Source organism: Aeromonas sp. JL9, assembly GCF_024436075.1.
In the GTDB taxonomy this organism is placed as follows: Bacteria; Pseudomonadota; Gammaproteobacteria; order Enterobacterales; family Aeromonadaceae; genus Aeromonas; species Aeromonas veronii.
This window is the reverse complement of the sequence record NZ_JANFNV010000023.1, coordinates 39,238-62,979: the sequence shown is the minus strand read 5'-3', so window position 1 is coordinate 62,979 and position 23,742 is coordinate 39,238. Positions and strand designations below refer to the sequence as shown.

Genomic DNA, 23,742 nt, shown 5'->3' with positions numbered 1-23,742 from the left:
GGGATGACGTGAGCGCGTTAAGGATCAGGGTGTTCACGTTGGCCGGAATGGCTGTTCAACTTCGCCGGAATACGCACGCGCACCGAGGAGGAGGAGCGAGAGCGCGCAGCGAGCGACGACGAGGGCGCGATAATGCTTTGTCTAGATATTACCTCCGAGGGATATGCTCGATTATCCGAGGGGGATTCCTGCGAATATGTGCTCCTGACTGTTCAGGAGCATAACAAGTTAACGGATATATCGAGCTGGTTTGAGTTCGATAAATCCACCGTAACCGTAGCCTTTGGTTTTGGATTAGCCATCTGGGTTGTCGGTTTAAAATTGGGCGCTGTTGCCCGTGTTATTGTTGGTGCAAAACGAGGATAAATAAAAATGGAAAAACTGTCAGGCTTGTTCCGTAACGGTTGTATCGCTGCTGTGGCTTCTGTCTCTGCTATGGGTGTCGCCAATGCTGCTGAAGGTGGTTCTGCTGCCGCTGCTGGCTCTGCGCTTGATACCGCGTTGGCAGACGTTAACGCCACTTCTCCCAAGGTGATGCTGGTTGTTGCTGCCGTTGTCGGGGTCGGTATCCTGATCGGCCTTATTCGCAAAGCCTAAGCCATGTCCCTGCTTATCGGGACGCTCTGGTTTTTGTTCTTTGTCGAGGGATGGCGAACATCCTTTTCAATCTAAGGCGGCTTCGGTCGCCTTTTTTTATATTGGGGGCTGTGTGCGCATAGGTTGGCTTTTATTACTCTTTCCATCGTTGGCATTTGCTATTGCGGGCTGTCCTGTTGGTGTGCAATTGGGTAACGTCACGATGGCAACTCCATTGCCAGTTTGTCTTAAATTTGAAGGCTCTCAGCTTGGTGGCTGTTTGGTTGCTTGTAATGGTGTATGTGTAGAGTTGCCGCTGGCAAATACCAAGGGGCCAGTGGAAACTACCGGAACGGCTTGCAGTATTACCGATAATGGTAGTGGTAACGGCGATTCGGATGGCAGTGGTAATACGCCAGGTGAAGGCCCTTCCGGAACTAAACCTATAGATGGCTGGCTTAATTTTGAGCCTGTTACTGGTGACGCCACCGGAACATCTGTTTCGGGTGCTGTTGCCAAGCTGAATAAAAACTTGGGTGTTGCTCTGCGTCAAGTTGTAGAAAGCACTAAGTCAGATACAGCCAATCTCAATTCTATCGCTCATAATGCCGAGTCATTTTCTCGGGATATGAAAGATGCGCTTTATCATATAAAGCAATCATCTAGCGAATTATCTCATGTTAATGGCAATCTTGGCGGTGTGGCTGCTGCACTTAGTACCACGAGGGATTATTTGCAATCTATAGATGCTAAGTTAGCCAATATTGGCTCTGGTTCTTCTGGTGGCGTTCCTTCTTCTCTTGCGTCTGACGTTGCTGGTATTTCCTCAATGATGGGTGCCTCTTTAAATATGATGTCCAGTATTCAGGGCAACACAAACGGACTTAATAATAAACTTGACGACATTTCTGGAAATACTAAGGCAACCTCTTACTTTGCCAAGGATATGAAAGACTCGCTGAAAAATATTGAGCGTTCTTTGGGTGGTGGTTCTGGCTCCGGTTCTGATGGTGGCTCATCTGCTTGGACTGCTTCTGACATTGCGTCACTTGTTGAGAGTGCCGGAACTACTGCAAACCAATCTGAGCAACAGACGTATGTTTTGCAAGATATGCGCACTGCTCTTGAGATTATGGCCGAGAAGGCTGGCAACGGTAACGGTAATGGCGGCGGTGATGGTAGCGGTGAAGGTTCTGGCGTTGACTATTCCAAGATGCCCGGATCTTCTTCTAATCCTCTTTATGTTGGTTCTGCGTCTTATAAGTCACAAAGGTGTGAAGGGGGCGCTGATTGTTTCTTTGATTTTCCCTCCATTAATAAGAAGTTGGAAGAGGCAAATGATTCATTGACTAATAAATATCAGTCCATATCTGAAGATGTTAAGCAGGTCTTTGCATTTAATCTTACGGGCTCTGCTGATCCAATGGAGTGTTTGGAGCTATTTACACATCAGGGTAAAGAGTACACCGTTTGCCCTCCATCTGGTGATTACTGGAAAACCTTGGCGGCGTTGATGATGTTTATTTTTTACTTCGTGGCTTTGATGATTATCTTTAAGAGGTGATGGCATGGAATGGCTTTCTGATTTCTTTGGTGGTTTTTATAACGACTTATATAACTTGGCCGTTGATTTTGCTGCATGGATTGCTGTCAAAATGGCGGTGCAATGGGTTGAGTTTAAGTTATTCCTCTTGATGTTTACTTGGGATGTGGCAAAGGAGGTTTTGTTGAATGTCCATTTCAGCGAGTTGCTTTCATCTTCTTTTAATTCATTGCCTCCCAGTGTTCGAGGGATATTGCTTTACCTGCATTTCGATAAGGGTCTGGCGATATTGTCTCAGGCATTTGTCACCCGCTTCATGCTCAATATGATGGGGTGGTAAATGTCTATCAAGATCCATCACGGGGCGCCAGGTTCTTACAAATCATCAGGGGCGATCTATACCGATGTGCTGCCCGCCATCAAAGCTGGTCGTCACATTATCACCAACGTGCGGGGCTTCACTGCCGAGCGTTGCAGGGAGGTTCTGGGCAAGGCGGTGCCGGAAGGCTTTGAAGTGACTTACATCGAGACCGAATCACAGGAGGGGCGCGATAAGTTCGCTCGGTTCTATCACTGGGCCCCAAAGGGGGTGTTCTTTCTGGTCGATGAAGTGCAGCGGATCTTTCCGCCCTCATGGCGTCAGAGTGATTTAGACCGTCTGGATTATCCCAACGGGCCAGATGCAGCCAAGGCAGATGGCCGACCGGAAACCATAGACGTTGCATTTGATATGCACCGACATCACAACTGGGATTTTGTATTTACGACTCCGAACATCAAAAAGGTGCATGCAGTTATTCGGGCTGCTGCTGAAACAGCAATCCGCCATACCAATATGGGTTTGTTGGGCATTGGGGGCCGTTATAAGACAGTTTTACATCTGGCCGATAATAGCGGGTCGTCCATGTCCGATGTATTGCAAGCCAAGCCATTCAACAAGGTGCCGAAATATGTTTTCAAGCTCTATGACTCAACTACAACAGGTAAAGTCTCGGATACAATCGCGGGCAGCTCGATGTTTCGAGATCCTAAAATACTTTTTTTTCTGGCGCTTATGGGGTTCTGTATCTTCTTTGGCTTCATTAAGCCTGAGTTTCTTGATAAGCCTGTTGAAGCCCCTGCGCCCTCTCCTGCCGCTGTTCCGGCTGCTGGGGAGGTGGGTAATACGTCCGGTGCTGGGGTACGTGCTAGCGGCGCTCCTGCTGCGTCTAGTGGCGGGGTTCTTTCTGTAGGGCCTTTCGCGGGACACAAGCTGATCATCAGTTGTCACCAGCTGATAAAGGATAAACGGGGATCATATCGGGTCGAGTATTGCTTTGCCCTGCGCAAGGGTGACGATGTGCAACCTGTTTACAGTGATGACTGGCCGGATCAACTGGCCAGTGTGGACGCTATGAGCGCCTGCCATGCGGTTGTGAAGTATCAGGGCAAGCCTGTTGACGTTTATTGCGATCCCGAGGGGGATGCCCTGCGCCGGAAATACAATGCTGCCCTCTTTGCTGGCGGCGATACCAAAAACAAACCAAGTGATGACCGGACATAAATAAAGCTGACTGCGTAACGGCTTATTTATGTTAAATACGATTGTGGATGCCGCATTTTTACTGGGCTGGCGGGGTGTTTGTCTTTCATGGCGCAGCCATAGAAGCGCAACCCTCGCACTCACCCCGAGAGATCATGTCTCCAAGCGCGGCTCCCGCCTTTAGGCGGCTCTGAATTTTCCCGAGAATGACCCTCCTCCCCCTTCCCTGCAAAACCGATCTTTAGTGCCCCAGTCAGAGCGACCAGTCGTAAGGGTTGAGGAAGGAGCGCAGCGAGGACGAAACCCTGTAGGCTATAGGGCGCGGGTGGTGCCTGCCTATTCCTCCTGTCGTAGACAAGCCGCTCCCAAGGTCTTTCGCCGTCTTTGTCTTTGGGGCTGCGGGTTTTCCGGTTCGGCTCCCCCCGTGTAGTAATACGGGGGGAATACTACCCCTTCCCTCTACCCCTACCGTCTACCCCCGCCCCTTCCCGTTCTGCCCTTGACCACTCGATGGTGGGGCCATACGGGCAACCACTTGGCTAAGGCTTACTCGGGCGAGTGTTTAGTGCAGGGGCGTTCTTACTAAAGCGCGGGGGGCGCAGCCTCCAGCTTTTGCGGCGCTACGCGCCGACATATGTTTTTTCTATCAACCCATCTTAATGATAGTTGTTGATTATAATTGACACAGTTGACAGTATAGTTTCTGGTTGTGGTAAAGCCATTGATAACAAAAGAGATTCTTATGGATACAACCTTAAAAATACTATGTCATTTGTTTAGTTTTGACCTTCTCAAGAATGCTAGCCCGATGGTTGTTGCCTTGGCTCATCGTGCAATTCGGTTTGGCTTTGATAGTCTATCTGTAGAGCAGAAATTGATTCTTAAACCCTTTCTATCCGTTAAGTGTTCTGGTTATGAAGATGTGGATGGTGCGCATCAGTGTTCGAAGGTGTTAGAGGGTGAAGATCTTTTGGAGGCTTATGGAGCATCGGGCGGGTCTTGCTTCATTCAATGTCGTCACTGTCACGCAGCAACGAATTACATTGCTTATTGCGCTTCGGCGGATGATAAATAAATGGGGGCCGTAGCCCCCAAGCTCACATTACGCCAAGTTTCTTTCTCCAATAGAAAGCAGCCATTTGCCGTTCGGATCGCTCCACCTGGATGATGGCAATCGCCTCTATCCTGCGTCTGTCGAATCTCACACCTGTTGGTGATACAAGGCAATCATTCATCATTCGCCAACCTTCCCAGTCTTTCCAAATTGTCGGCAGTTCTCTCCCTGAAGCCATACGCATTAGCCGTTTATAGACAGGTGGGATCTCTTTGCCTTTATCCCAATATGTGACCTGCCTCACAGAAACAAAACAAAGATTGGCCGTTTCTTCAATTGATAAACCGCACTCAAACCATCGAAAAATGAAGTTTTTGGTCAACTCTCGTTCCATCCAAGTAAATACCTGATAAACCAGCAAAATTGCGTGGATTGGCTTATCGGCGGGTTTCGGATGGGCATTTAACAAAACGTCGCATTATGCGCAATGACGAATGCGAGCAGAACAAAGGGGCCGACAGGCCCCTCAGTTACTTTTTCTTCATAAAGATCATCGGTGGCGAAGGACGGTCATCCTCTGTAGCGAGACGCAAAGAGGCAGGATTTAGCTCAACCGTATAAAGCACATCACCCATCTTGTAAGAGCAGACAACCGAATCGGCTCTCACAACCTGAACTGTCATAATCGTCCGGAAAAGCCCTTCGGCAACCATAACGACCTCAGCACCATATTCAAAACCAACCATTTTCAAGACCTTATTCTAAAAGTGAGTCCCATTCTAACATATCGACCTGGACAAAAAGTCAGCACTCAGTTGCCCCAACCAAAACAGACCATCAAAAGTGGTAAAATGGCAATACACAAACGAAAAAAGGAATTGTGCAATGGTCGAACTAATCTCAAGGTATTCTAAGTACATGTCTTTAAACAAAAAAGAAGGCCTAATTTTGCTAGCTCAATGGTCCCTAGCTGCCTTCCTCGCTTATAACTCGTCTAGTTGGGATGCAAATCCGGTAATCGCCAAGATCAGTATCCTGTCGACAATGGTGCTACTTACCGTCCAAAGGATAAACGTGATGTATCGGAAACTTAATGCCGATAAATAGGGTTATCGGCATTGTTGTGAGAGATAACAAGGCTTATTAAAAGAAGTAGCCCGCAGCTTTTCCTTAGCTTAAAGGTTCGGAAATCGATCAGGATCGAGGCTACACACAGACCTCCAGCAATCTGACTGCCCAAAGCAGAAGGACAATATCTGGTTGATTCCCCCTGCAGATGCTCTTGCAGCGACAACAGAATAACACAGTCAACCGCCCTGCCCCACATCACCGAAATGTCCCATTTTGAGACAAGAGTCCACTATTAAATCAGTACGCCGCGCTGGATTCCCCCTCACCAATGGAACGTTAAGCTTGATTTACACCGTTATAACCAACGTCATTACCGTGAATTTTCTTAGAAATATCTGTCCCCTACTTGAGAGGTCTCTCTCTGGAAATATTGATACTCCCTCTTGTAATACAAGCTATTAAAATGCCGACTATCGCGATAGATTCCCCTCCCCTTAATCCTCACGGCTTATTGTTGTGGCTGGCATGATTGCGACTTTTTTGGAAGTCGGGTCAATTGATATTCAAGGCACGTTTGGCGATGGCCAATGTGGGTGGCTGGCAGGTCAAGTAGAGGTTGCTGTTAAACTGCTGCAATATACGTTTGAGCTCGTTCATATCATCGGGATGGAGGGTTAAGGACCAGAGTGCTCGGGGCTGGCCGTGATGGAGGCCATTGGTATAGATAATGGTGCAATCTTCGATACGCAACTCTTTGCAGTGGGCCTCCATCTGCAGGCCCACATCCGGAAACCAGATATGCAGCGTGCCTGAAGAGATAAAGGTGAACTGGGCTATGAGCGACCCTTTGCCAACGATTCTGAAGGTCTTTTCCACCACTGCCACTTGCATACCCGCTCCTTGGTATCTCGTTAATATCGATATCAATATCAATATCAATATCACCAATGATGACTGGATATGCAAGTGTGATAACAAGGCGCTGTTCAACCGAATATGATTGCTTCCGGCATGTTTTACTTAGCTTTCGGCATCGGGTGTTCTCGGTGTTTCAGCAAGCAATATCGTTTTTTGCTTCTCTACTACGGGATGAATATGTATGCCGCAGATGGCAAGGTACCTGTTCTGAATCATCCTTGTGAGCCAAAAATATTTCCTGAACCGATTGCCATCCAGAGAAGTACAACATTGCCGCGCCAACTTCTATGACACCCCAAACAAGCCATTCTGTGTTCTAAGAGCAGTCAATACAAATCAGGGTCAGATGTCACATTGTTCGTTAGCTTTTGTGAACGTTATCTCTCATTTGTTGGTTCAGTCGGTCCAGCGGCTTTTGCTGGGCGCTCTCATGTCGTTCACTGTTGCTGGTGTGCAGGTATTTCGAAGTGGTGTCGATGCTGTCATGTCCGGCATCGGCTTGTACGTGGGAGAGCGGTCGACCATGCAGGTTGATGTCATGGGTGATCCCGGTATGGCGGATCGCATGGGGAGAGAGTTGCCGCATCTCGGCCGCATCCTGGGCAAAGCCATCCTGCTCTGCCAATTCTGCCCCCTTGCTGATGATCACCATGATCAAATCCCGTAGCTGGCGAATTCCAAGGTTGGCGTTGAGTTCCCCTTGCTCGCGGCCGTGGGCTGCCGCTTTATGGCGAACGAACAGTGGCGTCTGTTCATCCGGTGTCGGCAAGGGAGAGAGACCGAGGAAACGGCGGTAGCGTTCGAGTGCCGCCAACAGCGCTTGGGATACCGCCACGGTACGCCGTTTGCCCCCTTTGCTTTGCGGAATAAAGTAGCCCCAGACGCCGGTTTTGCGATCCCGCCTGAACTGCCCCATCACAGGGGTAAAGCCCGGCCGGGCTGCAACCTCAGAGATCCGCAGATAGCAGGCGTACATCAGAATGGTGAGAAAACGGCTGCGCTCGTGCTGCTCCGGATGGTCGTTGGCAAGGGTATCTGCGGCCTGCATCACGTATGACCACTGCAACTCGCTGAAGGCCTGTACCTGATCATCGGCCTCCTGCTGTTGCGGCCGTTTGACCCGCTGCAGCAGCAGAGCGGGATTCCTGTCCATGTACTCCTCCTGTATCAGGAACTGGAAGAAGGCCGACAAGATGGCGAGTTTGGTCTTCATCGCCTGCTCGCTCAGGCGATAGGGCAAGGTGCGGCCCAGCTCCCGCTTGCCGAGAAACGGTCGCCATTGCGGATTGGGCAACCGCTCTCCCCACTCCTTGTCGAGGACAAATTGCGCTACGTTGCGGTAGGCGATCAACTCGCCAGGGGGGGACTGACAGTAGTCGAGATAGCGGATCATGATGCGGCGAGTGAGATCTTTCGGGCTGATGGCCGCCTCGCGAAAGCACCAGTGCAAAAAAGTGGTCAGTTCGCTGCGATAGGTTTTGTAGTTGTTTTCGCTGTTGCGCTGCTCCAGCAGCCAATCGACCGCCAGTTCGTAAACCAGACCGGCATCGGGTACATCGTTGAGGCTGAGGTTGGCAAGGTACTGATTGACCTGTGGGTTACCGGCCTCCAGATAGATAAGGCTGTCAAACAGCGGCATGGCTGGCGGCAAGGATAATGGTTGTTGAGTCATGGTGTTGCTTGTTGATGCTGAGATGAGTCGATATGAGCCTGTGAGCCGAGTCGCTAGAAAAGGGCTCGTGATAGATGAATGCGGCTTCTATTGGGATTGGTACTACCTCTTGTTGTTGCTGATTGAGGTCACCGGGAGCGATCTGGATAACGTTCTCTCCACTGTTTGCTCATTATTTCCTCATAGATCTTGCTGATGTCGCTCAGTGGTGCACGCTATTCAGTTATGCATGGGATATGCAGCATGGTTAAAAAATTCTCGGGGTAAATAGCCGTAAAAGTGGTTTTAAATGCAAATAAAGTGAATGAGGTGAGGTGTTTATCCCGAGAAATAGCAGGTCTGTGCAATCAGGCCACCTGCTTTAGTGGCTTCTCCTTGCGCTTGGCTGCTGGGGCCTCTTCCTCTTTCGTGCCAGCCTGAACCTTGCCGCCGCGCAGCAGGGTTTGCAGCACATCGCGCTGTTCTGCCAGGTAGAATGCCAGACTCTCTTGCTGCTCTGGTGCCAGCTCGATCGGGGCGCCAGCCAACAGGGTCATCAACTCATCGGCCGTATCCAGCAGCTTGTCATAGGCATCGGCCTCTTTTTTGCTGGCAAAGGTCATTTTTTCCACTCCCCCACGAACAACCACATATTTGATCTCGACAGCCATGATGGCCTCCTCTTGGTGATGATGGATAGAGTATATGTATGTATATACAGCATTGCAAATAACCTCACCGGAAAAGAGTTCGCCGGGGTTTAGCGACAAAAGCCGCGTTGGATCAAGTTGTCTCAAAGTGCCGTTTGACTTCCACGCCAGGCTGGTCGGATCATGGCCTTATGACGATCGTACGACACCTGTTTATCCTGCTGATGGTAGAGGTGCTGCTCCTCGGGAGTATCGCCCACCTGGTCGTGGGACTCCCCTGGTTGCTAACCCTGCTGTTTGTCGTGTTTGCCCTGCTTGGATTGCGTTGTCTGGTGGTGCTCGGCAGCTGGCTCTTTACCCGTTTCTACCCCTCTCCGGCTATCGGCCCCTGGCGCAGGGTGAAGATGATGGCGCAGGAGATGTTGGCCTACCTCTACACCTTCACCTTGTTGCTACCGTTCGAGCCTTTGCTGATGGCACCCGATCGGCTGCGTCCATGCCAGCGCCCCGTATTGCTGGTGCATGGTTACGGTTGCAGTCGCGGGATCTGGCGCACCCAGCGCGCCCGACTGGATGCTGCAGGCCATGTGGTCGCCACCATTACCCTGATGCCTCCATTTGGTCATATCGATGAGATGGTGCCGCTGCTGGCCACCCGGATTGACGACGTGCTGGCGCAAACCGGGGCTGACAAGCTGGTGCTGGTAGGTCACAGCATGGGTGGACTGGTCTGCCGCGACTATCTGGCTATCCATGGTGGTGACAAGGTAGAGCGCCTGATCACGCTGGCAACGCCCCATCAGGGCAGTCAGCTGGCCGCCCTTGGGCTTGGGGCCAATGCCCGCGAGATGGAGCCAGGCTCCGGCTGGTTGCAGCGTTTCGCTTCGGTGCCGCTTTGCGTACCCGGCATCTCGGTGCGTACCAGTCACGACAACGTGGTGATGCCGCAGGAACGGCAACGATTGGCGGGAATGGAAGATATCGAGTTGCCCGCCATTGGCCATCTCTCTCTGCTCTACTCCCGTCGCACGACTGATCTGCTGCTTGATCTGCTGTCCCGAGTCTGACCCTCCTTATTCGTCCTTCAACTGTTATTCCAAATAAAACAGGGGCCTGATTGCTCAGGCCCCTGTTGATCTCTTTATCCCATCATCCGGTTAGAAGTGTATCCCCTTGATCAGGGTCGAGACGGCAACCTGATCGGCGGTGGCTTTGGATTTGTCGCCATCCTTGGGATCGGCAAAGGTGCGGAAGCTGGTGTTCATGATCACCTGGGCGACGCGTGGTGCCAGGGCATGCACCACCTGACCGAACACCCCGAGGCGAGTCGCCAGTCGCACATGCTTGTTGATGATGGTATCGCACACCAGATCGGCCGCCTCTTCCGGCGTCATCATAGGTACCTGCTCATAGACCTTGGTCGGTGCGACCATCGGCGTTTTCACCAGCGGCATATTGATGATGGAGAAGCTCACCCCTTTATCGGCAAACTCGGAGGCGGCGGTACGCACCCAGGCATCGAGGGCAGATTTGGAGGCAACATAGGCGGAGAAGCGCGGTGCATTGGTCAACACCCCGATGGAGGAGATGTTGATGATGTGCCCTTTTTTCTTCTCGATCATGGTGGGCAGCACCCCCATGATCACCTTTAGCGCACCAAAGTAGTTGAGCTGCATGGTGCGTTCCAGATCGTGGAAGCGATCGAAGGAGTCCTCGATGGAGCGGCGGATGGAGCGGCCGGCATTGTTGACCAGAATATCGACGCCGCCGTGATCGGCCACGATGCGAGCGGTGATCTCCTCGGCTTGCGCCAGATTGGAGAGATCCCCCTGATAGATCTCGATGGTCAGCCCCAGCTCGGCAAACTCCGCTTTAGTCTCGGCAATCTTCTGCTCGTCGCGGGCGATGGTAACGACGTTGGCCCCCGCTCCAGCCAGCTTGCGTGCGGTTGCACGGCCAATGCCTGAGGTGGCCCCGGTCACCAGCACCACCTTGCCCTCTACCCGACCACGCAGAGATCGATCGATGAAGAGCTCCGGGTCGAGGTGACGCTCCCAGTAATCCCACAACCGCCAGGCGTAGCTGTGCAGCGGCGGCACTTCGATGCCGGTCCCTTTCAGTACCCGCTGGGTTTCGCGACTGTCGAAACGGGTGGGGTAACTGATAAGGCGGAACACATCCTTGGGCAGACCCAGATCGGCGATGGCGGCATCGCGGATGCGGCGCACCGGCGCCATGGTCATCAGCATGGCGGTCAGGTGGCGGGGAATGAAATTAAAGAGAGAGGCGTTGATGCGGATCGCAGGCTCCGGCGCATGGGCGGCGCGGGAGAAGGTGCTCAGCATGTCGCCGACCCGCATCGGGTTGGGGTCGGTCAGGTGGAAGGTCTTGTTCTCCTCGCCCTCTTGATGGGCGATATGCACCATGGCATCGACCACGAAGTTGACCGGCACGATATTGATGCGCCCGCCCTCAACACCGATGGCTGGCATCCAGGGCGGCAGCAGACGGCGCAGCTTCTGAATGGTCTTGAAGAAGTAGTAAGGGCCGTCGATCTTGTCCATCTCGCCGGTATTGGAGTCACCGACAACGATCCCCGGTCGATAGACTCGCCACGGAACTGTGCACTCATTGCGCACAATCCCTTCCGCTTCGTGCTTGGTCTGGAAGTAAGGCATGTCGAGGTGCTCGGCTTCATCGAACATGTCCTCGCGAAACAGACCGTCAAACAGGCCCGCTGCAGCGATGGAGCTGCAGTGGTGGAACTGCCCCGCCCCCAGCCGCTCGGCAAGTTGAACAGCCTGACGGGTCCCTTCGGTGTTGACCTGCTGCTGGATCCCGGCCTTGGCGTTCAGATCATAGATGGCCGCCAGATGGAAAAAGTGGTCGATCTTGCCGATCAACTGCTCCTGTATCTCGACCGATACCCCCAGCAGCGGTTGCGTCATGTCACCAAAAACCGGGACTGCACGCGACTCATCCACATTCCAGAATGCAAATAACTCCGGCAATTTATCCTGATGAGAGGCGCGCATCAGAAAATAGACGGTACAGTCGGGATGCTGTTGGAATAACTTTTTGATCAATCGACGCCCTATAAAACCACTACCGCCAGTAATGAAATAGTTCATAAAGAGAATCCTGCTACTGATTAGGGTGTTACTAGGTTGTTAGATATATCACGATTCATATGGGAATCCGCAATTTGATTGTCGGTTCGTGAGCAAACCCTAATTTCGGTGGTGTGCCTGTTCCGTTATTAGGTAGAACCCTCTATTTTTTGTCCCTAGACTGAAGTTGAAAAATCAGTAATGCCACAACCCGATTGCAGTTTCGTTGTCGCCATTACTTTTAACTGTCGTTATTCAAGGAGAAGATCATGGCTAAGAAATTGAAAGCGCTGGCAGGGTCAGTGACCGACAACCAACTCACCTCCACCATCAAGGAGTCCACCCAGCAGATCTGGTTGGCGGGTCTGGGTGCCTATGCCAAGGCGCAGGAAGAGGGTGGCAAGATCTTTGAAGCCCTGGTGCAGGAAGGGGAAGCATTGCAGGCCAAAACCCGTCAGAGCGCAGATGAGAAGATTGCCGCTGTGACCGACAAGACCGCCAATACCTGGGGCCGTCTGGAGCAGGTGTTCGAAGATCGCGTGGCACGCGCTGTGGCCAGCCTCGGCATCCCGACCCGCAAGGATATCGACAAGCTCTCCAAGCGCATGGCCGAGCTGACCGACGTGGTCCAGCAACTGCTGGATGCACAGGAAGAAGAAGCTCCTGCCGCTGAAGCCAAACCGGCTGCCGCCAAAAAGCCCGCAGCCCGCAAGCCTCCAGTAAAAAAGGCTCCGGTAGCCAAGGCTAAAGAGGCCGTGGTTGAGCAGGCCGCCGATCTCCTCTCCGCCGCCGAAGACGCGGTGAAAGAGGTGAAGGCCAAAGCAGAGAGCGTCCTGCCCTGATCCCTCGCGGTGACGGAAGGTGATTGATACCGGCCCATGCCCTGCGCTGGGCCGGTCTTGTCATGGTGAATGTCATGGATAGGGAGGCAACGCTATGAGTACCATCGCAATTGCCCTTGCTGGCGGCGGGCCGCTCGGCGGCATCTACGAGATCGGTGCCTGCGCAGCCCTCTCTGACAGCATCAACGGCCTGCGCCTTGACCATGCTGATATCTATGTTGGCGTCAGCTCGGGGGCCGTGGTGGCCTCGGCGCTGGCCAACGGCATCTCGCCGGCTAAGCTGGTGCGGATCCTGCTCAGCGATGATTCGGGGGAGATGTTTGACCCGGCTACCTTGCTGCGACCCGCCTTTCGTGAATATGCCGACCGCCTGACCTCGATCCCGCCGCTGGCGTGGCAGAGCCTGACCTACTATCTGGCGGCGCCCTGGAAGCGCAGCCTGTTTGAATCGCTGCAGGGGCTCTCCAAGGCCATTCCGACCGGACTGTTCGACAACCGCGGGGTGGATCGCACCCTGACCCAGTTTTTCTCTCGTCCCGGCCGCAGCAACGATTTTCGCCAGCTGCGCAGTCGGTTGTTTGTGGTCGCCACCGAACTCGACACCGGCCATCCGGTCGCCTTCGGCAGCCCGGGGCTCGATGACGTGCCTATCTCGGCGGCGGTACAGGCGTCAGCCGCCCTGCCCGGCCTCTTTCCCCCCTCATTGATCAATGGCCGTTACTATGTGGACGGGGCGCTGATCAAGACTTTGCACGCTTCGATAGCGCTGGAAGAGGGGGCGGATCTGGTGTTCTGCATCAATCCGCTGGTGCCCTATGATGCGGATATGGCCGCCGGTGCGCCGACCAATCTGGTGGACAGCGGTCTGCCGGTGGTGCTGGCCCAGACTTTTCGCGCCATCATCCACTCCCGCATGCATGTGGGGATGGATCGCTACAGACACCAATATCCCGACGCCGATGCCCTGCTGTTTGAGCCCTCTTCTGCCGATGGCGAGATGTTCTTCACCAATGTGTTCAGTTATCGGGATCGTCGTCGCCTCTGCGAGCACGCTTACCAGCATACCCGCCGCGATCTCTGGCAGCGTCGTGACGAGCTGGCGCCGGTGCTGGCCAAGCATGGCCTCGAGCTCAATCTGGCCGCGCTGGCCGATGAAGATCGCACCCTGCTGGCCCCCGGCATTGGCTCGGTCGCCGCCCTCGACAAGTCGCTGGAGCAGTTGCAGCACTGGCTTGCCAAACGCTATCGCCACGGCGTGCGCCGTTCATCACCAAAGGAGTAGCATGGATCGCAAACCCAAACGCCGTACCCGGGAGCGGATCCTGAGCACTGCCCTCGCCTGCTTCAATCGACAAGGGGAACCCAGCGTCACCACCTCGGCCATTGCGGCCGAGATGGAGATCAGCCAGGGCAATCTCTACTACCACTTCCACAACAAGGAGGAGATCGTCAACGCCCTGTTCTGCGAATTTGAACAGCAGATGGATCGCCTGCTGGAGGCGGTCAGCTCCCCGTCCGATGAGCCCGAAGATATCTGGCTCTTTCTCCACCTGATGTTTGAAGCCATCTGGCAGTACCGTTTCCTCTACTACGATATCGCGACCCTGATGAGTGGTTATCATCAGGTGGAACAGCGCTTTTCCGCCCTGCTGCGCCGCCAGGAGCAGACCGCCATCGCCATTTGCAACCATCTGCAAACGGTCGGGCTGATGGAGGGCACGGCGCAACAGATGCGCACGCTGGCAGCCAATGTGGCGCTGGTTGGCACATTCTGGATCTCTTACCAGCGGGCACTGCACCCCAAGGCGGACGCCGATATCGCCCTCGGCGTCTTTCAGGTGATGCAACTGGTCGCGCCCTATTTGCGGGCCGATGCCCGCGCTCATCTGGGCGCCCTCGCCCACCACTACACCGACAAGGTTTGATTCACATGCTACAGGGAGAACAAGCATGACCACTTCACAACTCGAATTTGTCCCCTTCCCCTACGCGGATGCGGCCTATGACTATGCCGGCCAGAAGCTGGCGGACAACTGGGATCGCCTCCATCAGGGGGATGCCGAACCTTGGCCCGAGGATGAACAGGTACAGGATGCCTGGCGGGCCTATCATGCCGGGGATTTTGCCCGGGCCGTCGCCCTTGGCGAAGCGGCCGGTGAGGCGGGCCTCAATGTGGCAAACAAGGCGCTGGTGATCCACGCCAGCTATCTGCTGGAAGACAAGTATGCCAAGCGCGCCGCCTTCGAGCGGGCGGCCAGCCATGCCGAGAAGCTGCAAAAACGCCAGCCCAGGAACGCCAATGCCTGGTATTTCCACGCGCTGGCACTCGGGCGCTACAGCCAGGTCATTTCCATCTCCAAGGCCCTCTCGCAAGGAATTGGCGACAAGATCAAGGCAAGCCTTGAGAAGGCGCTGGAGCTGGCGCCAGATCACGCCGAGGCCCATATTGCCTTTGGCGCCTGGCATGCGGAGATCGTCGACAAGCTGGGGGCCATGATCGGTGGCCTTACCTATGGCGCCAAGAAGGAGGAGTCCGAGCGTCACTTCAAAGAGGCGCTGGCGCTGATCCCCGACTCGGCTATCGCCCGCATGGAGTACGCCAACGCTCAGGTGATGCTGCACGGCAAGAGCCGCCTGAAAGCGGCCGAAGCCCTCTATGCTGAAGCGGCCGAGTGCGAACCGATGGATGCGATGGAACGCCTCGATGTGGAGGCGGCGCGGGAAGAGCTGGAGGATTAACCGCTACTCTTGCCACGGATAGATAACAAAACAAGAGGCCAACCCGCGGGTTGGCCTCTTTTATGATGGGGGCAGACCGGCTGGCTACGCCGCCATCGGTCTTTCAAATGCTCGCTCAACCGAGCAGCGCATCCAGTCCGTTGGGGTCAAACAACAGCTCCGGCTCCATCAGCACCAGCAACAGCAGTTGCTCGAACTCCACTGCAAACCGCTCGACCACCCGATCCGGATCCGGAACCAGCTTCTTGTCGGTGATAAGGCCAAGCTGCACCTTGTGATCGTAAGAGAGGATGGAGACGCCGACGCCGATATCCCCCGATTGCGGCACCCAGAACAGCGGTTGACGCAGTCTTGCACCGGCCAGATAGAGGGTCTGCTGCGGGCCGGGCACGTTAGTTATCACCGCGCTGGCTTTGGCCGTGAGCAGCTCAACGGCCTGCTGTTGCACCGCATTGGGGGCCATGCCAAGGGCATGTAACAGGTTGAGTACCACCACGGGTTGCAGCGAGGTGCGCAGCGCCTGCATCCGGTCACGCACGGTATAGAGCCGCTGCAACGGATGTTCAACATCCAGTGGCAAGTCCAGGGCCACCAGCCCGAAGCGGTTGCCAAGTGCCCCCTCATCGTCCGGCGCACGCATATTGACCGGCACCAGGGCGCGGATCTTGACCTTGTTGGCATCATCCCCCTTCTCCTGCAGGTAGTGGCGAAACGCCCCTGCAGTGGCGGCGATCAGCAGATCGTTGACCGAGCAGCCCAGCACCTTGCCCACGGCCTTGATATCCGGCAGATCAATTTGTTCCGACCAGGCCACCCGCTTGGTGCTGGTGGTCTTGCCCCGCAGGCGGCAAGGGGAGTCATCACCGAGGGTGGCGATATTGCACAGCTCGCTCGCCAGATCGCGCCCGGTCTTGAGGTAATCCACCGCCTTGGTGGGATGGGTGACCACTTCGACATATTTGGACCAGAGGCTACCGGTCAGCTTGAGACCGGCCCGCACCAGACGGCTGCCCTGGTGGCAATCCTCCTCATCCTCGTCATCGCTGTCATCCAGTGGCTCCGGTGACAGTGGTCGCGGCGCCCCTTCCGGGGTGTTATCCATCATGGTCAGCATAGCCCGCACCAGCGAGAAGCCGTCGCCCATGGCGTGGTGAATGCGCACCACCAGCGCTTGCCCACCCAGTGAGGTGTCGGTCAGGTGCATATCCCACAGGGGACGCTGGTGGTTGAGCGGCGTCGAGGCGAGATCGGCCACCAGCTTCTCCAGCTCGATTTTGCCCGCCTTGCCGGGCAGGATCACCCGCTTGAGGTGCTGGTCGAGATCGAAGTCGGGATCATGGCGCCAGCAGTAGGATCCCCCCTCCAGCACTGCCCGCTGGTGGAAGCGGGGCTGTACCGAAATGGTGTGGCGCAACCCGTTGCGCAGACGCTCTTCATCAAGCTGCCCTTCAAACATAAGAACGCCGATGATCTGCATCAGGTTGTTGGGTCTGTCCATGCGTAGCCATGCGGTATCAACGCAAGAGATAAATTCACTCGTTGGCATGCTGTTTCCCTGCAAAATGAAAGAGTCGAGACAGCCAGAAACCTTCTCCCTTCATCTCGCAATGAGCGGAAAACGTAATTAAAGATGAGGTAGTCAGGCCGGCTCGAAATATTAAGTACGAAAAGTGATGGCTATATTAAAAATCCAAAATGCATTGCTAAACATTCACCGAACAATAAGCAGAGAGTCGAGCAGAAATAGCCTGTTCAATAGATGTCTTACTCTCTTCACCGCTATTTAAAATGGCGGGTGAAATTGGTTTCATACCCGTTTCGGGCAGGGTAATCGATTCTCCACATAATCGAGGATCTCCTGCTCCAGCACACTGCGTACTGGGAGCAGCATCAGGCCAAGATGAACATCGAGCTGCAAATTCTCCTCATCGAGAATGAGCGAACCATGAACGCCCGAGCCACGAAACCGCAATTCAGTCTCCTCTTCATCCGCCCATTCACAATCCAGTTGATAGTTTTCGCACATGTCCTGGGCAATGGCTTCTGCGGCCACCCTGGCACCGGCCAGCCCCAGCGGGTGCTGGCGGCTGATCTGGATGGTTGAGAGCCCGCGACTGCCAGCGAGCGAATCGTATAGAAACATGATGAGTACTCAGGGTAATGACATATCTGTTGATATTAAACACATGTTCACAACAAGTGAAAGAGTCATTTACATAAATGGGACTCACTTAACAGTGTCTGCCGTTATGGCAAGGGCTGGCGTGGCGCAGGATTTATTCCCGGTCGCCTTCAGGCTACACTTGGCAGTGAAGAAGGTGTAAAAACTGTATGTTTTTCATTCGGTTGTCTATTTCGAATCTATAACTCCGTCCAGTCCCACACAATCAGAGAGCTGTCGATGACCCATCAATCCCACTCCCCCGATGACGAGAGCACCCTTGGCCAGCTCTATCGCCAGCTCAATCGGGTGGCGGCTTTGCGCGAGCAGATGCGTGCCCACCCGGAAGATCAGCAGGATCGGGATCGGCTACGTCAATGGCAGGCCGACCGGTTAGGGCGTACCCATCGTGATCTGCTGGAGAGTGACCGTTATGGGCCGGCCGCCCGCTTCTTTCTGACCGATCTCTACGGGCCGGGTGACAGCGCTCGCCGCGATGCCGACGTCATGCGGGTGATGCCGACCGCCGAGCGACTGTTGCCGGAGTCCGGCCTCAAGGTGCTGGCCCAAGCGATCGAGCTCGACGCCCTCTCCGAAGAGCTGGACTACCTCATGGTGGTGGCGCTGCGGCGCATTGATGGCATAGCTCCCATCACACCGGACCACTACACCATCGCCTATCGTGCCGTGGGTGAACAGGCGCGCCGGGAACATCAGATTGCGTTGGTGAGCCAGCTTGGCATGACGCTGGACAGATTGGCGAGAAAGCCGCTGCTGGGGGCAACCCTCAAACTGGTGTCAGGGCCCGCCCATCTGGCGGGACTTGGCGAGCTCTTCTCCTTTGTCGAGCGCGGCTATCAGGTGTGTCATCAGATGGGGCGTGCCAACGAGTTTCTCGAGACCATCGCCAGTCGCGAGACGGCCATCATGACGGCGCTCTTTAACGGCGACAGCAGTGCGCTGGGGTAAGGCTTATCGAGGGATCAGCCGCCGGAATAACAAAGCGGGCCGATGGGCCCGCTTTTCGTTTATCGCTGTTTGCCTGTAGATATCGGTCAGATCACCAGCAGATCCATAAAGGCGTGCACCGGGGTGGCGGCAAGGCGCGGCCCATCCTGACAGAGGGCCAGAATGTCGTTGACCCGTTTGGCCGGGAGGCGGGTGGCCAGATTGTGCTGGAATTTCTCCACCAGCAGCGGGATCCCCTCCTCCCGACGGCGACGATGGCCGACCGGGTACTCCACCTCCACCTTGGCGGTGTGAGTGCCGTCCTTGAAGAAGATCTGGATGGCGTTGGCAATGGATCGCTTGTCTGCCTCCAGATATTCGCGGCTGTAGCGCTTGTCCTCCTGCACTACCATCTTGCCGCGTAGCGCGTCGATGCGGGGATCGGCGGCAACATCGTCCTCGTAATCCTCGGCGATCAGGCGACCGAAGATGAGCGGCACCGCCACCATGTACTGCAGGCAGTGATCCCGATCGGCCGGGTTATTGAGGGCGCCGACCTTGCTGATGATGCGAATGGCCGACTCATGGGTGGTGAGTTCGATACGGTCGATCTCGTCGAGCCGCCCCTTCACCTGCCCATGCAGCTTCATGGCGCACTCTACCGCAGTCTGGGCATGGAACTCGGCGGGATAGGAGATCTTGAACAGCACGTTCTCCATCACATAGCTGCCGTACCCCTGATGCAGGGCGAACTGATTTCCCTTGAACAGCACGTCGTAGAAACCCCACTTGGGCGCGCTCAGTACGCCGGGATAGCCCATCTCGCCGCTCATGGTGATAAGGGCGAGGCGCACCGCGCGAGAGGTGGCATCCCCCGCCGCCCAGCTCTTGCGGGAACCCGCATTGGGGGCATGGCGGTAGGTACGCAGGCTCTGACCATCGACCCAGGCCTGGGAGACCGCATCAATCACCTGATCGCGGGTGCCACCCAGCATATGAGTCACCACGGCGGTGCTGGCAACCTTGACCAGCACTACGTGATCGAGACCGACCCGGTTGAAGGAGTTCTCCAGCGCCAGCACACCCTGAATTTCGTGGGCTTTGACCATGGCCACCAGCACATCGGCCATGGTGAGCGGCGCCTTGCCCTCGGCCACGCGAGTACGGGAGAGCCAGTCGGCGGTGGCCAGAATGCCCCCCAGATTGTCGGATGGGTGACCCCACTCGGCGGCCAGCCAGGTATCGTTGTAATCAAGCCAGCGGATGATGGCGCCGATATCCCAGGCCGCCTTGACTGGATCGAGGCAGAGCTGGGTACCGGGCACCCGGGCGCCGTGGGGTACCAGTGTACCGGGGACGATGGGGCCAAGGTGTTTGGTACATTCGGGGAAGCGCAGGGCCAGCAAGCCACAGCCAAGGGTGTCCATCAGGCAGTAGCGGGCGGTGTCGAGCGCCGACTCGCTGGTAATGGGGTGGTTGCAGACATAATCGGCAATATCGACCAGCACCTGATCGGGCTCTGGTCTGTGGTTGACGTCGACGTTGGCGGACATCGTGACTTCCTTATCGTTGTTGTAGAGAGACAAAGTGACGGGGGGCCGGGCCGACATAATCGGCACTCGGGCGGATGATCCGGTTGTGCTCGCGCTGCTCCATCACGTGGGCGCACCAGCCGGTGACCCGCGAGCAGACGAAGATGGGGGTGAACAGCTTGGTCGGGATCCCCATGTAGTGATAGGCGCTGGCGTGGAAGAAGTCTGCGTTGGGAAAGAGCTCTTTCTCCTCCCACATTACCTTCTCCGCCTCGCAGGAGACGCGATAGAGACGATCATCCCCTACCGCCTCGGCGAGCTTGGCCGACCACTCCTTGATGATGACGTTGCGCGGATCCGAGGTGCGGTAGATGGCGTGGCCAAAGCCCATGATCTTCTCCTTGGCCGCCAGCTTGGCCAGCAGTTCGCGCCTTGCCTGCGCTTCATCCTGCCAATGTTCGATCATCGCCATGGCCGCCTCGTTGGCGCCGCCGTGGAGCGGGCCGCGCAGGGTGCCGATGGCCGCTGTGATACAGGAGAACATATCAGAGAGCGTCGAGGCGCAGACCCGCGCCGCAAAGGTGGAGGCGTTGAACTCATGCTCGGCGTAGAGGATGAGGGAGACATGCATCACCCGGCGCTCCAGCTCGCTCGGTGCCTTCTGGTGCAGCAGCGCCAGAAAGTGGCCACCGATACACTCCTCGTCGCTGTCGAGGGCGATACGAATACCTTCATGGCTGAACTTGTACCAGTAGATCAGAATGCCCGGAAAGGCGGCCAGCAGCCGATCCGCCACTTCATGTTCATGCTCGAAACCATCTTCCGGCTCCAGATCGCCAAGCATGGAGCAGCCGGTGCGCAGCACATCCATGGGATGGGCATCGGCGGGAATCCGCTCCAGCACTTCCAGCAGCGGCAGCGGCAAGGTGCGCAGGCGACGCAGTTCGCGCTTGTAGGCGTCAAGCTGCTGCTCACCGGGCAATTCCCCCTTGAGCAGAAGATAGGCGACCTCCTCGAACTGGGCGCTGTCGGCCAGCTCCTTGATGTCGTAACCGCGATAGGTAAGACCGGTGCCACTCTTGCCCACGGTGCAGATGCTGGTCTCCCCTGCGCTTTGGCCGCGCAGACCGGCCCCGCCCAACGGTTTTTGCTGTCCCATAAGCTGCCTCCTATTCCTTGGCTGTAAACAGACGATCCAGGGTCTGCTCGTAGTGGTGATATCCGAGGAAGTCGTAGAGTGACTCCCGGGTCTGCATGGTCTCCACGACAGCCCGTTGATGGCCATCCTGGCGAATATGGTGATAGACGTTGAGGGCGGCCTGATTGGCGGCCCGGTTGGCACTCAAGGGGTAGAGCACCATGTCGACCCCGTGGGCGGCCAGTTGCTCTTTGTCAAACAGTTCGGTTTTGCCGAACTCGGTCATGTTGGCGAGGATCGGCACTTTGGCCGCCTGCTTGAACTGGTCGTACTGAGCAAGCTCGGTCACCGCCTCGGCGAAGATCATGTCGGCCCCGGCGGCCACATAGGCGGCGGTGCGCTCAAGAGCCGACTCCATCCCCTCCACCGCCAGCGCATCGGTGCGAGCCATGATGACGAACTCGCCATTCTCGCGAGCATCTACTGCCGCCTTGATCCGATCACACATCTCCTCAAGCGTGACCACCGCCTTGTTGGGGCGATGACCGCAGCGCTTCTGGGCGACCTGATCTTCCATATGGACGGCGGCGACACCGGCCCGCTCGAACGCGCGAATGGTGCGGGCGATGTTGAACGTCCCGCCCCAGCCGGTATCGATATCGACCAGCAGCGGCACACGGGTTGCTGCGGTGATCCGTTCGGCATCAATCAGCACGTCGTTGAGGGAGGTCATACCGAGATCCGGCAATCCGTAGGAGGCGTTGGCGACACCGGCACCCGAGAGGTAGATCGCCTGAAAGCCGCTGCGCTCGGCCATCAGCGCCATATAGGCATTGATGGTGCCGACGATCTGTAGTGGCTTTTCGTTGGCAAGGGCGGTACGAAAACGCAGCCCTGCCGAGGGGGGCAAACTGGACATCATGACTCCTTTCATCTGTCTGGTTTGACCATCTAATATCACGTTTACGTTAACGTCAATTATACTTTCGTAACATTAAGGAGGCAGGCAAGACAGGGAACCGGTTTTAGGGTAAATTTCACCAATTGCTTCAACAGGTTGAATTGTATGATGGAGCCCGGTTCCGTGATCGTCTGTCCGGCGTGCGACTTGCTTATCCAGCGCAAGGTGATGCCGCTGCGTCGTCATGCCCACTGCCCTCGCTGTCACCAGCATCTCTATGGCCGTTATGCTTTTCGTCCCTCACAATTGATGGCGCTGACCATCACCGGATTTCTGCTGCTCCCCTCCGCCTTTTTCGAACCCCTCATCTATCTGCGGCTGGCGGGGGGCAACTCTGATGCCAACTTGTTGCACGGGATTTTCGTGCTGTTTGGCGAGGGGGAGTTCTGGGTTGCCTCTCTGGTGCTCTGGTGCGCTGTGCTGGCCCCCATCGGTCTGTTGACCGGGATCTTTGCGCTGGCATCGGGCCTTGCCAAACGCTGGCATCTCCTTGCGCCAACCTTGAAGGCCGTCGAAGTGTTTCGTCACTGGGCCATGCTGGAGGTCTATATCGTCAGCCTGCTGGTTGCCCTGTTCAAACTGATCGATATCGCCGATGTCAGGCTGGGTGGCGGGCTGCTCAGCCTCGGCATTCTGATGCTGCTTAACATGAGTTTGCTGATCCTCTTTGATCCATCTCCCTATTGGGATCGGATCCCGCTCAAGGAGAAAGGCGATGACCAGCGCCCGTGAGATGGGGCTTTGCCGCTGCCATACCTGCGGCCTGCTGGTGCGTTATCAGGCGGGATGCGTCTGTCCACGTTGCGATAGCAAGCTGCAGGTGCGGATCCCTCATTCGCTAGCCTGGTCGTGGGGCTTGCTGGCGCTGGCCACCTTTATGCTGCTTCCCGCCAACCTGCTGCCCATCACCCATTTCTACAACAAGGGGCTATTGCAGTCGGATACCATCTTCAGCGGGATCCTGATGCTCTATCGCAGCAAGATGAGCGGGATTGCCACCATAGTGCTCACCGCCAGCATACTGGTACCGGTGGGCAAGATAATCGGGTTGGCGTGGATCTGCTGGCAGCTGCAACGGGCCAAACCGGTGCGGCGCAAGCGCCAGCTCTTGATGTATCGGGTGATCGACTTTATCGGCCGCTGGTCGATGCTGGATCTGTTTGTCATTTCGCTGATGGTGGCGCTGGTCGATCGGGGTGTGCTGCTGAGTGTCCGCGCAGGCCCCGGTGCCACCGCCTTTGCCGGTGTGGTAGTGCTGACCATGATGTCGGCCCGCATGCTTGATACCCGTTTACTGTGGGACAAGGCGGCCCGTTGATGATTTCT

General features: G+C 55.8%; 24 protein-coding genes. 13 read left to right on the top strand and 11 right to left on the bottom strand.

Features of this window, described 5'->3' with window-relative positions; translation table 11 throughout:
• Positions 1–372 precede the first annotated feature (372 nt).
• The 5 genes from NOM06_RS15605 (at position 373) to NOM06_RS15585 (ending at position 4,716) form a co-directional block, all read left to right on the top strand.
• Positions 373–597 (top strand): hypothetical protein, encoded by a 225-nt coding sequence (locus NOM06_RS15605; RefSeq protein ID WP_042062383.1) that lies wholly within the window; start codon positions 373–375, stop codon positions 595–597.
• A gap of 40 nt (positions 598–637) precedes the next feature.
• Positions 638–2,140 (top strand): hypothetical protein, encoded by a 1,503-nt coding sequence (locus tag NOM06_RS15600; RefSeq protein WP_255912248.1) that lies wholly within the window; start codon positions 638–640, stop codon positions 2,138–2,140.
• Positions 2,141–2,144: 4 nt separating this feature from the next.
• Entirely contained in the window at positions 2,145–2,459 is a 315-nt protein-coding gene (locus NOM06_RS15595) for a DUF2523 domain-containing protein (protein ID WP_113739540.1), read from the top strand.
• Positions 2,460–3,662 (top strand): zonular occludens toxin family protein, encoded by a 1,203-nt coding sequence (locus NOM06_RS15590; protein WP_255912247.1) that lies wholly within the window; start codon positions 2,460–2,462, stop codon positions 3,660–3,662. It abuts the gene before it with no gap.
• Between the two features lie 721 nt (positions 3,663–4,383).
• Positions 4,384–4,716 (top strand): hypothetical protein, encoded by a 333-nt coding sequence (locus tag NOM06_RS15585; RefSeq protein WP_255912246.1) that lies wholly within the window; start codon positions 4,384–4,386, stop codon positions 4,714–4,716.
• Between the two features lie 22 nt (positions 4,717–4,738).
• Here NOM06_RS15585 and NOM06_RS15580 read toward each other — a convergent pair whose 3' ends face one another.
• The 5 genes from NOM06_RS15580 to NOM06_RS15560 all read right to left on the bottom strand — a co-directional run bounded on the left by NOM06_RS15580 (position 4,739) and on the right by NOM06_RS15560 (position 9,006).
• Complete coding sequence (locus NOM06_RS15580) at positions 4,739–5,089, bottom strand: DUF3653 domain-containing protein (protein ID WP_019446393.1); 351 nt, start codon at positions 5,087–5,089, stop codon at positions 4,739–4,741.
• A 136-nt stretch (positions 5,090–5,225) separates the two neighbouring features.
• Entirely contained in the window at positions 5,226–5,441 is a 216-nt protein-coding gene (locus NOM06_RS15575; RefSeq protein WP_201979301.1) for a hypothetical protein, read from the bottom strand.
• An 877-nt stretch (positions 5,442–6,318) separates the two neighbouring features.
• Positions 6,319–6,657 (bottom strand): hypothetical protein, encoded by a 339-nt coding sequence (locus NOM06_RS15570; protein ID WP_100645864.1) that lies wholly within the window; start codon positions 6,655–6,657, stop codon positions 6,319–6,321.
• Between the two features lie 388 nt (positions 6,658–7,045).
• Positions 7,046–8,323: a tyrosine-type recombinase/integrase gene (locus tag NOM06_RS15565; RefSeq protein WP_255912251.1), complete on the bottom strand. Its 1,278-nt coding sequence runs from the start codon at positions 8,321–8,323 to the stop codon at positions 7,046–7,048.
• A gap of 380 nt (positions 8,324–8,703) precedes the next feature.
• Positions 8,704–9,006: a YebG family protein gene (locus NOM06_RS15560; protein ID WP_005333111.1), complete on the bottom strand. Its 303-nt coding sequence runs from the start codon at positions 9,004–9,006 to the stop codon at positions 8,704–8,706.
• Between the two features lie 170 nt (positions 9,007–9,176).
• Here NOM06_RS15560 and NOM06_RS15555 point away from each other — a divergent pair, with 170 nt between their 5' ends.
• Entirely contained in the window at positions 9,177–10,052 is an 876-nt protein-coding gene (locus NOM06_RS15555; RefSeq protein ID WP_255912245.1) for a triacylglycerol lipase, read from the top strand.
• Positions 10,053–10,142: 90 nt separating this feature from the next.
• Here NOM06_RS15555 and NOM06_RS15550 read toward each other — a convergent pair whose 3' ends face one another.
• Positions 10,143–12,116, bottom strand: a complete 1,974-nt coding sequence (locus tag NOM06_RS15550; RefSeq protein ID WP_255912243.1) for an SDR family oxidoreductase — start codon at positions 12,114–12,116, stop codon at positions 10,143–10,145.
• Positions 12,117–12,364: 248 nt separating this feature from the next.
• Here NOM06_RS15550 and NOM06_RS15545 point away from each other — a divergent pair, with 248 nt between their 5' ends.
• From NOM06_RS15545 to NOM06_RS15530, 4 genes are all read left to right on the top strand, one after another.
• Positions 12,365–12,937, top strand: a complete 573-nt coding sequence (locus NOM06_RS15545) for a phasin family protein (RefSeq protein ID WP_005333118.1) — start codon at positions 12,365–12,367, stop codon at positions 12,935–12,937.
• Between the two features lie 94 nt (positions 12,938–13,031).
• The gene (locus NOM06_RS15540) at positions 13,032–14,219 is read left to right on the top strand and encodes a patatin-like phospholipase family protein (RefSeq protein ID WP_255912241.1); all 1,188 of its coding nucleotides are present in this window, start codon (positions 13,032–13,034) and stop codon (positions 14,217–14,219) included.
• Between the two features lies 1 nt (position 14,220).
• Positions 14,221–14,862, top strand: coding sequence for a TetR/AcrR family transcriptional regulator (locus NOM06_RS15535; RefSeq protein WP_255912240.1), 642 nt, complete (start codon positions 14,221–14,223; stop codon positions 14,860–14,862).
• Between the two features lie 25 nt (positions 14,863–14,887).
• Entirely contained in the window at positions 14,888–15,676 is a 789-nt protein-coding gene (locus NOM06_RS15530) for a hypothetical protein (RefSeq protein WP_204383176.1), read from the top strand.
• 115 nt (positions 15,677–15,791) lie between these two features.
• On the opposite strand, the gene NOM06_RS15525 is transcribed toward NOM06_RS15530, so the two are convergent.
• On the bottom strand, positions 15,792–17,222 hold the full coding sequence (locus NOM06_RS15525; RefSeq protein WP_255912239.1) for a wax ester/triacylglycerol synthase family O-acyltransferase: 1,431 nt from the start codon (positions 17,220–17,222) through the stop codon (positions 15,792–15,794).
• A gap of 261 nt (positions 17,223–17,483) precedes the next feature.
• A complete protein-coding gene (locus tag NOM06_RS15520; RefSeq protein ID WP_042030967.1) occupies positions 17,484–17,819 on the bottom strand; it encodes a polyhydroxyalkanoic acid system family protein in 336 nt (111 codons plus the stop codon).
• Between the two features lie 258 nt (positions 17,820–18,077).
• Here NOM06_RS15520 and NOM06_RS15515 point away from each other — a divergent pair, with 258 nt between their 5' ends.
• Positions 18,078–18,806: a hypothetical protein gene (locus NOM06_RS15515; protein ID WP_255912238.1), complete on the top strand. Its 729-nt coding sequence runs from the start codon at positions 18,078–18,080 to the stop codon at positions 18,804–18,806.
• 86 nt (positions 18,807–18,892) lie between these two features.
• Here NOM06_RS15515 and NOM06_RS15510 read toward each other — a convergent pair whose 3' ends face one another.
• Genes NOM06_RS15510 through prpB form a run of 3 tightly spaced genes read right to left on the bottom strand, consistent with a single transcriptional unit; the run spans position 18,893 to position 22,374 of the window.
• Positions 18,893–20,338: a bifunctional 2-methylcitrate dehydratase/aconitate hydratase gene (locus NOM06_RS15510; protein ID WP_255912237.1), complete on the bottom strand. Its 1,446-nt coding sequence runs from the start codon at positions 20,336–20,338 to the stop codon at positions 18,893–18,895.
• A gap of 10 nt (positions 20,339–20,348) precedes the next feature.
• Positions 20,349–21,476, bottom strand: coding sequence for a 2-methylcitrate synthase (gene prpC / locus NOM06_RS15505; protein WP_255912236.1), 1,128 nt, complete (start codon positions 21,474–21,476; stop codon positions 20,349–20,351).
• 10 nt (positions 21,477–21,486) lie between these two features.
• On the bottom strand, positions 21,487–22,374 hold the full coding sequence (gene prpB, locus NOM06_RS15500; RefSeq protein WP_255912250.1) for a methylisocitrate lyase: 888 nt from the start codon (positions 22,372–22,374) through the stop codon (positions 21,487–21,489).
• 147 nt (positions 22,375–22,521) lie between these two features.
• Here prpB and NOM06_RS15495 point away from each other — a divergent pair, with 147 nt between their 5' ends.
• Together NOM06_RS15495 and NOM06_RS15490 are read left to right on the top strand one after the other, a co-directional pair.
• Positions 22,522–23,148 (top strand): paraquat-inducible protein A, encoded by a 627-nt coding sequence (locus tag NOM06_RS15495; protein ID WP_255912235.1) that lies wholly within the window; start codon positions 22,522–22,524, stop codon positions 23,146–23,148.
• Positions 23,132–23,734 carry a paraquat-inducible protein A gene (locus NOM06_RS15490; RefSeq protein WP_255912234.1) on the top strand — a complete coding sequence of 201 codons (603 nt, stop codon included), beginning with the start codon at positions 23,132–23,134 and terminating at the stop codon, positions 23,732–23,734. Before NOM06_RS15495 ends, NOM06_RS15490 begins: the two co-directional genes overlap by 17 nt.
• Positions 23,735–23,742 lie beyond the last annotated feature (8 nt).